The following is a 6,857-nucleotide window of genomic DNA, read 5'->3' on the forward strand; positions in this document are numbered from 1 at the left end:
CCCACAAAGCGACCACCTACCCCCGCACAGACTGCGGTTTTCTGCCAACCTCCATGCAGCAGGAAATACCCGACGTGCTGGCGGCAGTGGCGAAATCCGACCCGACTGTGGCCCCGGTACTGAATCAGCTGGACAGGCAGTTTGTCTCGCGTGTCTGGAACGACAAAAAAATCACCGCACACCATGCCATCATTCCCACCCGGCAGGCATTTGATTTGTCACGCCTCAGTGCTGATGAGCTGAAGGTCTACCAGCTGATTCGCCAGCATTATTTCGCCCAGTTCCTTCCGCTGCAGGAATCTGACGTGACGGAGGCCTCTTTCAATATCGGTGGACAGCTATTCCGTACACGCGGGAAAGTCGGTGTGGTGACGGGCTGGAAGTCATTGTTCCAGGCTGAAAAAGATGACGATGAAGAGGACGTCGACGGTGACAGTATGGCGCTGCCGGCGCTGGCAAAAGGGGATATTTGCGCTGTCACCGGTTCTGAGGTTAAAGATATGAAAACCAGTCCGCCCAAACCGTTCACGGAGGGGACGCTGATTGCTGCCATGAAGAACGCGGCCAGTTTCGTCAGTGACCCGAAGCTGAAGAAAGTGCTGCGTGATAACGCCGGTCTGGGCACAGAGGCGACGCGTGCGGCTGTGCTTGAAACCCTCTTCAAACGACACTATCTGGAGAAAAAAGGGAAGCACATCCACTCAACGCAGATGGCCCGGGAGCTGATTGCGGCCCTGCCGGAAACGCTGACGAGCCCGGGCATGACCGCATTATGGGAGCAGGCACTGGATGATATTTCGCAAGGGAAAATGTCGCTTGCGGTCTTTATGCAAAAGCAGCTGCAGTGGACCCGTCACCTTGTCGAAAAAGGCCGCCAGGACAGTGTGAAAATTACTGCTCCCGTCACGCCTCCCTGCCCGTTATGCAAAGGCCCCACACGTAAACGTAAAGGTAAAAATGGTGATTTTTGGGGGTGCATACGCTATCCGGACTGTGAGGGAATTATCAGTACAGGTAAGAAGAAAGCAGCGAAGCGTAAAAAAACATCGGTTAAGGCTAAAACAGAATAATCCGCGCAGTATTGAACTATTTCACTGTACAACCCCGGGCCGGGTTCTGCTATTGTTGCCAGGCTTTGATGCATAGGTGCCCCGCTGGCCACGGTGCTGTAAGGTAAACTTTAACGGAATTTACCCCCAGCAGGCCTGGCAGGAAGTTATTGCACACTAACTGACCTGTAAGACGCATGCACTCCGTGAAAACCGCGTCGGGATTATTCCCCGGAGACAGATGAGACGACCGCAGGTTAAGGCACTGACCCCAGGGCACCGGAAACGGTGCCCTTTTATTTTTACGGATCACGTTTTCCATTTTGACCGTTGACATTCCGGGAGGACGGTTTAATTATAAAAGTGCTAAACCGTCGTTCATACGACCACCAATGATTCAGTAGCCTGTGAGAATCGCCTTCGGGTGGCTACAGCGAAAGCTCCTGTAACCTGAAAGGGAGCAAACTTTGGTACATCTGCGCACCTTTGAAAGCAGATATCGCCTGTACAAGCGCATTACGACGCGGCGATGAAGGTTCCTTCAACATACCAGACTCTCAGGATTCAACCGATCCTGACCCCCGACGGGAAACCACTCCCGTCAGGGCAGATGGTTTCTCCGCCGTACCTTTTTTTACCTCCATGGAGAAAACATCATGTCTGCAAACAATACTTCTGCATCTGCAAAATCTGAGTACTTCAACCTGACTATCAAAGGCATCGGGTATCTCAGCAACATCCGCCAGGTTAACCATCAGAATGGCTCGTTCCTCAGCTGCGTAATCAATGCACTGAGTGGTCCGACTGATAATCCGGCCTACGTCCGTTTTGACATTTCTGTCGCAGGTAAAGAGGCTACCAGCCTTATCGCCCGCTGCCAGAAAGCCGTCGATGAAGACAAGAAAGTCCTGTTGGGCTTTAACCTGAGTAACCCGTCCACGGACATATTTACGCTGAACAAAGGCGACCATGCCGGCGAACAGCGCGTCAGTCTGAAAGCCCGCCTGATAAAGGTGGACTGGATAAAAATAGGCCAAGACATGGTTTACAAGACTGAAAAATCTGACTCCATGCCGCCGCAGAATGGCTCTGCCGCACAGCAAAACTACGCAGAGAACTCATTCTGATGCGCACCTGACACACCCCGTTCGCGGGGTGTTTCTTTTATTCCCTACAGGAGAAATGATTATGTCCTCACGCGGCGTTAACAAGGTTATCCTTGTCGGAAACCTCGGCCAGGATCCTGAAGTTCGTTATATTCCTAACGGCAGTGCAGTTGCCACCCTTTCTCTGGCCACGTCTGAGAGCTGGCGCGATAAGCAGTCCGGCGAACAGAAAGAAGTGACCGAATGGCACCGGGTGGTTATGTTCGGCAAGCTGGCAGAAATTGCGGGTGAATATCTGCGTAAAGGCTCCCAGGTTTACATCGAGGGCCAGCTGCGCACACGCAAATGGACCGATCAGGCCGGCCAGGATAAATACACCACAGAGGTGGTGGTCAATATTGGTGGGACCATGCAGATGCTTGGCGGTCGGCAGTCCGGCAGCGGTCAGAATACGTCTTCCCGTAATGACTGGGGCCAGCCTCAGCAACCTTCCGGACCGAGTCACAGTGGCCAGGCTTCCGGCAGCAGTGCCGGTGCGCCGCCGATGGACTTCGATGACGATATACCGTTCATTGGATTCGGGTATGGAGTACCAAAATCGGCAATCCATGCACTCTGAACAGCCTTTATGGCAGTTGCTCTGAACTTACACATAATCCGGTCAGCATTTAAGGATAACTGACATGCCTGTTATACTGAGGATCAACGGTTTCCGGTTCTTTTTTTATTCTAATGAAGGTAACCCGCTCGAACCTGCACACATTCACGTAATGAAAGCAGGTAGTGAAGCCAAATTCTGGTTAACGCCATCAGTGGCACTGGCCAGTAACGATGGGTTTAATTCACGGGTATTAAAAGAACTGACGGGGATCGTTGAAGATAACCAAGCATTGTTTCTGGAGGCCTGGAATGACTATTTCAGCTAAACGGGTCAGCTTCGATGAGGCCACGATGTGGGTTGAACTCAACGACGCCCGTACCATCGGTGTGCCGCTGGCATGGTTTCCACGCCTGTTGCATGCTTCAACTGAACAGCTTAACAGCTATGAACTGAGTCCCCGTGGTATCCACTGGGACGCGCTGGACGAAGACATTTCTATTGCGGGTTTGCTTGAAGGCCGCGGCGATGTGACCCATCGTCCCCATAAAGTAGCCTGACAGCGCGCTATTAGTGAAAAACGCTGGCTTTTGCCGGCGTTTTTTTTCATCAACGGAAAATCAGTTGTTAATTGAGTGAAACCGGACCGATTCCGCACAGTGAGGGCTGTTTTATCACTGTACAGGAAAATTCCGGATGAAACGTAACACCTCTCATAACGTATTTTCACCAGGCAGGCTTGCCACTGTTCTTCCCCTGCTGCTCCTTGCGGGCTGCGTTTCCCAGCCGCAAAATCTGCAACAGCGTGCGCCTGCCGACCCGACACCCGGCACCACCGTCACCCGCAACGTTCAGCCGGTCTCTCCGGACGAGTATGCGCGGACGCCGGAAGTGGTGCGCTACGATCGTTATCTGCTGGTCAGTACCGATCCGCAGGCGGCCCAGCGTGACCCTCTCTCGCAGATTATTGATATTCGCATCCCGTCATCCCTGCATCCTACCGTGGCGGATGCGCTGCGTTACGCCCTGCGCCAGTCCGGTTATTCCCTGTGCGCGACCGGCTCCGCCAACGGCGTGCTTTACCGCCAGGCATTGCCGGCAGTCCAGTACCAGCTGGGCCCGATGCGCCTGCGTACTGCCCTGCAGGTTATGGCTGGTCCGGCCTGGCAGCTGGAACTGGACGATGTGCAGCGGGTGGTCTGCCACATCCTGCGCGATGGCTACCAGCTGCCGGTCTCCCAGCTTCCGCCGCCGGTCAGCACCTGGTCCACGCCTGCGCCGTCAGCAGTGTCACAACCGGCCATCAGAACACCTCAGTCAGTACCCGTTAAACCTGTCAGCGGAGGGTTTCTGAGAAAATGAGCGAACAGCAACCATTCCATACGGACCCCGCGCCGGCCCGTAAAAGATTCAGCTGGCGTCCCCGCCGCCGTCTCATCTGGGGCGCTGCCGGCGGTGTGGCGCTGGCCGGCATTCTGGCGCTGGGCTACACCGCCTTCAGTCTGGGCATATCAAACCTTGATGAACGCCTTACACGCCTTGAATCTCAGGGCAGTACAGCGGCCACTGTTGAGACAGTCGCGGCCCTGCAGTCAGATGTGACCATGCTCAGAGCCGGTCTGCAGGATACCCGGAAAAAACTTGGTGAGATGCAGCAGGAGCTGAGCGCTGCTGCGAAACAGGCCGGCAGCGACGACGCCGTGCGTCAGTCATTGCGAACCCTTCAGGACGCCCAGCAGGGGCTGGAAACCCGCCTGAGTGCGCTGACTGAGCAGCTGACAGCGCTGAAATCACAGCCGGCACCCGCACCCGCCGCACCTGTCGCCGCACCGGTCAAAAAAATCGCGCCTGCTGCAAAAAAGCCCCGTCCCGCTGACACACGTCGTGCTGCTCCGTCCCTTCGCGTGGCCCGCAATGCGCCTTTTGTGCTGACGGGCGTGGAGAAGCGGGGGGCAGAGTCCTGGGCTGCCATCGCGCCCCGGGGCTACAGCAACCTGTCGCAGGTGGCCCTGGTCGGAGAGGGCGAAACCGTTGCCGGCTGGACGCTGGTCAGTGCCGGTTATGGTGAGGCGACGTTTCGGGTTAACGGCCGCCTGACCGTGCTCAGAGCAGAATAACGGAGCGAATGATGAAACTGAAACATACCTTTTTAGCCGCCATGCTGCTGAGTCCCCTGACCCAGGCCGCGACCACATCAGGACAGACGGATGTCAGCCGACAGGAATCAACACAACGGGCGGACTCCGCACAGCAAAACCTGCAGCAGCAGGCCGGTCAGTGGGGACTCAGTGCCGACGATTATCAGCGTTATCAGCAGCTGATGAAGGGACCCCGGGGTACCCAGTCGCCGGGTCTCGATCCGCTTTCCACCCTCGGTATCGAGGCGCAGACGCCGGCAGAGCGCCGTAAGTTTGCTGAAAAGTGGGTGAAGGAAGAGTTTGCCCGCACCCAGAAAGAGCTTGATTTCCAGCGTGAGGTGAACGCGGCCTGGCAGCGCCTGTATCCGGGCACACTGCCGGTCAATATGGGGAACGCCTCCGGCGTGGCGCACGACAGTGGCGGCCGGCTGGCGCTGTTCGTCAGGTCAAAAGACTGCGCAACCTGCGACGCGAAACTGTCTGCCGTGCTGGCTGACAACCGGCCGGTGGACATCTATCTGGTCGACAGCCAGGGCAGTGATGATGCGCTTCGCAGCTGGGCGCGGGACCATCACATTCCCGTGGAAAAGGTCCGCAAGCGCCAGATCACGCTTAACCACGACGGCGGCCGGTGGATGCGCTTTGGTAACGGCCTGATGCCGGTTTTACTGCAGCAGGCGGGAGACGGTAAATGGGCAATCGCAGCATTCTGACCGGCGCGCTGGCGCTGGGCTTACTGATGGCGGCCGTCCCTGACGGCCATGCTGACCAGACGGTGCCGGAGGGTTACGTCCGCGTGGCCATGGCGCACGGCGTGCCCCCCGAAGCGCTTTACTCGGTATCACTGAGCGAGTCTTCGCGCAAACTTCCCCGCGGAATACGGCCATGGCCCTGGACCATCAATGTGGCAGGCAAAGGGCATCGCTATGAGACGCGCCTGCAGGCCTGGCAGGCGCTGCAGGTCTTTATGAAGCGTCACCCGCTTAAGCGCATCGATGTCGGTATTGCCCAGGTCAATCTGGGCTGGAACGGTCATCATTTTGCCTCGACGTGGGATGCGTTTGACCCTTACACCAACCTGAACGCCGCCGCCACCATTCTGCGTGAGTGCTGGGCGCGTAAGCCAGGCAGCTGGCTGGATGCGGCCGGCTGCTACCACCATCCCGCAGGTGGTCAGCCTGCTGCACGTTACCGCGCCATTGTGAGAGGGCATCTGGCAAAAATCAGCCCTGCACCCCGCATTTCTGCGCCGGCAGCTGAAGCGCCCCGCTCGGTTGCTGCGCTCACCCCCGATCCAGGCTTCGTCTGGACTGAACCCGGGAGATAACCCTGATGAAAACGCTGTCCTTACTGCTGTTTACCCTCCTTCCCCTGACCGGCCATGCTGAACTGAACGTGATTGCTGATCTGGGCGGTGAAGATGCTGCGCCGTATTTTGAGGCCGTTAATAAACAGCCCGGTATGCCCGGCGTCAGTGACGTACAGCCTTCACGCCAGCCGGGCCACGGTGTTCCGCTGGCTGAAGGGATGGCGGGTATGTTACCCGTTAACACACCTGAACTGAGCCCGGGGAATACAGCAGACCGGCCGCTGCAGTTGCCCGGTATTGGGGCGTTGTTTCTGATTGGGGATGATGCTCTGTCCCGTGAATGGCTGAAGGCCAATGCCGGCGCACTGGCTGAACAGCATGCGGCCGGGATGATCGTCAACGTCACGGACATGGCTGCCGTGCGCGAGCTGCGCGAGCTGGCACCCGGTGTCAGCCTGGCCCCGGCTTCCGGGAGCGAGCTGGCCCGTCGCCTGCAGATTGCGCATTATCCGGTACTTATCACCGATACCGGCCTGACGCAGCAGGTTAAGCCGTAATGAGCGCGCCCGATATCAACGGTTTGCTGATGGCGCACCCTTACGGGGCGGTCATACTGGTCGCTCTTTTCCTGGTGGTGATGCTCCTTCTGAACCTGCG

General features: G+C 57.3%; 10 protein-coding genes. All 10 read left to right on the forward strand.

Features of this window, described 5'->3' with window-relative positions:
- Window positions 1-1,070: DNA topoisomerase (locus GS12_RS22445; protein WP_034951167.1), on the forward strand; the 1,070-nt coding region annotated here is incomplete at its 5' end.
- Between the two features lie 635 nt (window positions 1,071-1,705).
- Window positions 1,706-2,176 carry an STY4534 family ICE replication protein gene (locus GS12_RS22450; protein ID WP_032636760.1) on the forward strand — a complete coding sequence of 157 codons (471 nt, stop codon included), beginning with the start codon at window positions 1,706-1,708 and terminating at the stop codon, window positions 2,174-2,176.
- 61 nt (window positions 2,177-2,237) lie between these two features.
- Window positions 2,238-2,774 carry a single-stranded DNA-binding protein gene (locus GS12_RS22455; RefSeq protein ID WP_034951179.1) on the forward strand — a complete coding sequence of 179 codons (537 nt, stop codon included), beginning with the start codon at window positions 2,238-2,240 and terminating at the stop codon, window positions 2,772-2,774.
- 64 nt (window positions 2,775-2,838) lie between these two features.
- Window positions 2,839-3,081 carry a DUF4160 domain-containing protein gene (locus GS12_RS22460; RefSeq protein WP_016807972.1) on the forward strand — a complete coding sequence of 81 codons (243 nt, stop codon included), beginning with the start codon at window positions 2,839-2,841 and terminating at the stop codon, window positions 3,079-3,081.
- Window positions 3,065-3,313 carry a DUF2442 domain-containing protein gene (locus GS12_RS22465; RefSeq protein WP_004115558.1) on the forward strand — a complete coding sequence of 83 codons (249 nt, stop codon included), beginning with the start codon at window positions 3,065-3,067 and terminating at the stop codon, window positions 3,311-3,313. Before GS12_RS22460 ends, GS12_RS22465 begins: the two co-directional genes overlap by 17 nt.
- A gap of 136 nt (window positions 3,314-3,449) precedes the next feature.
- On the forward strand, window positions 3,450-4,115 hold the full coding sequence (gene pilL2, locus GS12_RS22470; protein ID WP_034951182.1) for a PFGI-1 class ICE element type IV pilus protein PilL2: 666 nt from the start codon (window positions 3,450-3,452) through the stop codon (window positions 4,113-4,115).
- Entirely contained in the window at window positions 4,112-4,870 is a 759-nt protein-coding gene (locus GS12_RS22475; protein ID WP_034951183.1) for a hypothetical protein, read from the forward strand. The genes pilL2 and GS12_RS22475 overlap by 4 nt, the downstream gene beginning before the upstream one ends.
- 11 nt (window positions 4,871-4,881) lie before the next feature.
- The gene (locus GS12_RS22480) at window positions 4,882-5,604 is read left to right on the forward strand and encodes a TIGR03759 family integrating conjugative element protein (RefSeq protein WP_034951184.1); all 723 of its coding nucleotides are present in this window, start codon (window positions 4,882-4,884) and stop codon (window positions 5,602-5,604) included.
- Window positions 5,583-6,218 carry a transglycosylase SLT domain-containing protein gene (locus GS12_RS22485; protein WP_034951185.1) on the forward strand — a complete coding sequence of 212 codons (636 nt, stop codon included), beginning with the start codon at window positions 5,583-5,585 and terminating at the stop codon, window positions 6,216-6,218. Before GS12_RS22480 ends, GS12_RS22485 begins: the two co-directional genes overlap by 22 nt.
- A 5-nt stretch (window positions 6,219-6,223) precedes the next feature.
- Window positions 6,224-6,757, forward strand: a complete 534-nt coding sequence (locus GS12_RS22490) for an integrating conjugative element protein (protein WP_034951188.1) — start codon at window positions 6,224-6,226, stop codon at window positions 6,755-6,757.
- Window positions 6,758-6,857: the final 100 nt, after the last annotated feature.

The sequence above is a fragment of the Erwinia oleae genome, assembly GCF_000770305.1.
In the GTDB taxonomy this organism is placed as follows: Bacteria; Pseudomonadota; Gammaproteobacteria; order Enterobacterales; family Enterobacteriaceae; genus Erwinia; species Erwinia oleae.

What these genes read in the sequence shown, in the direction of transcription:
- GS12_RS22450 (WP_032636760.1), top strand. Translation starts at nt 1,706, where the DNA reads ATGTCTGCAAACAATACTTCTGCATCTGCAAAATCTGAGTACTTCAAC.
- GS12_RS22455 (WP_034951179.1), top strand. Translation starts at nt 2,238, where the DNA reads ATGTCCTCACGCGGCGTTAACAAGGTTATCCTTGTCGGAAACCTCGGC.
- GS12_RS22460 (WP_016807972.1), top strand. Translation starts at nt 2,839, where the DNA reads ATGCCTGTTATACTGAGGATCAACGGTTTCCGGTTCTTTTTTTATTCT.
- GS12_RS22465 (WP_004115558.1), top strand. Translation starts at nt 3,065, where the DNA reads ATGACTATTTCAGCTAAACGGGTCAGCTTCGATGAGGCCACGATGTGG.
- pilL2 (WP_034951182.1), top strand. Translation starts at nt 3,450, where the DNA reads ATGAAACGTAACACCTCTCATAACGTATTTTCACCAGGCAGGCTTGCC.
- GS12_RS22475 (WP_034951183.1), top strand. Translation starts at nt 4,112, where the DNA reads ATGAGCGAACAGCAACCATTCCATACGGACCCCGCGCCGGCCCGTAAA.
- GS12_RS22480 (WP_034951184.1), top strand. Translation starts at nt 4,882, where the DNA reads ATGAAACTGAAACATACCTTTTTAGCCGCCATGCTGCTGAGTCCCCTG.
- GS12_RS22485 (WP_034951185.1), top strand. Translation starts at nt 5,583, where the DNA reads ATGGGCAATCGCAGCATTCTGACCGGCGCGCTGGCGCTGGGCTTACTG.
- GS12_RS22490 (WP_034951188.1), top strand. Translation starts at nt 6,224, where the DNA reads ATGAAAACGCTGTCCTTACTGCTGTTTACCCTCCTTCCCCTGACCGGC.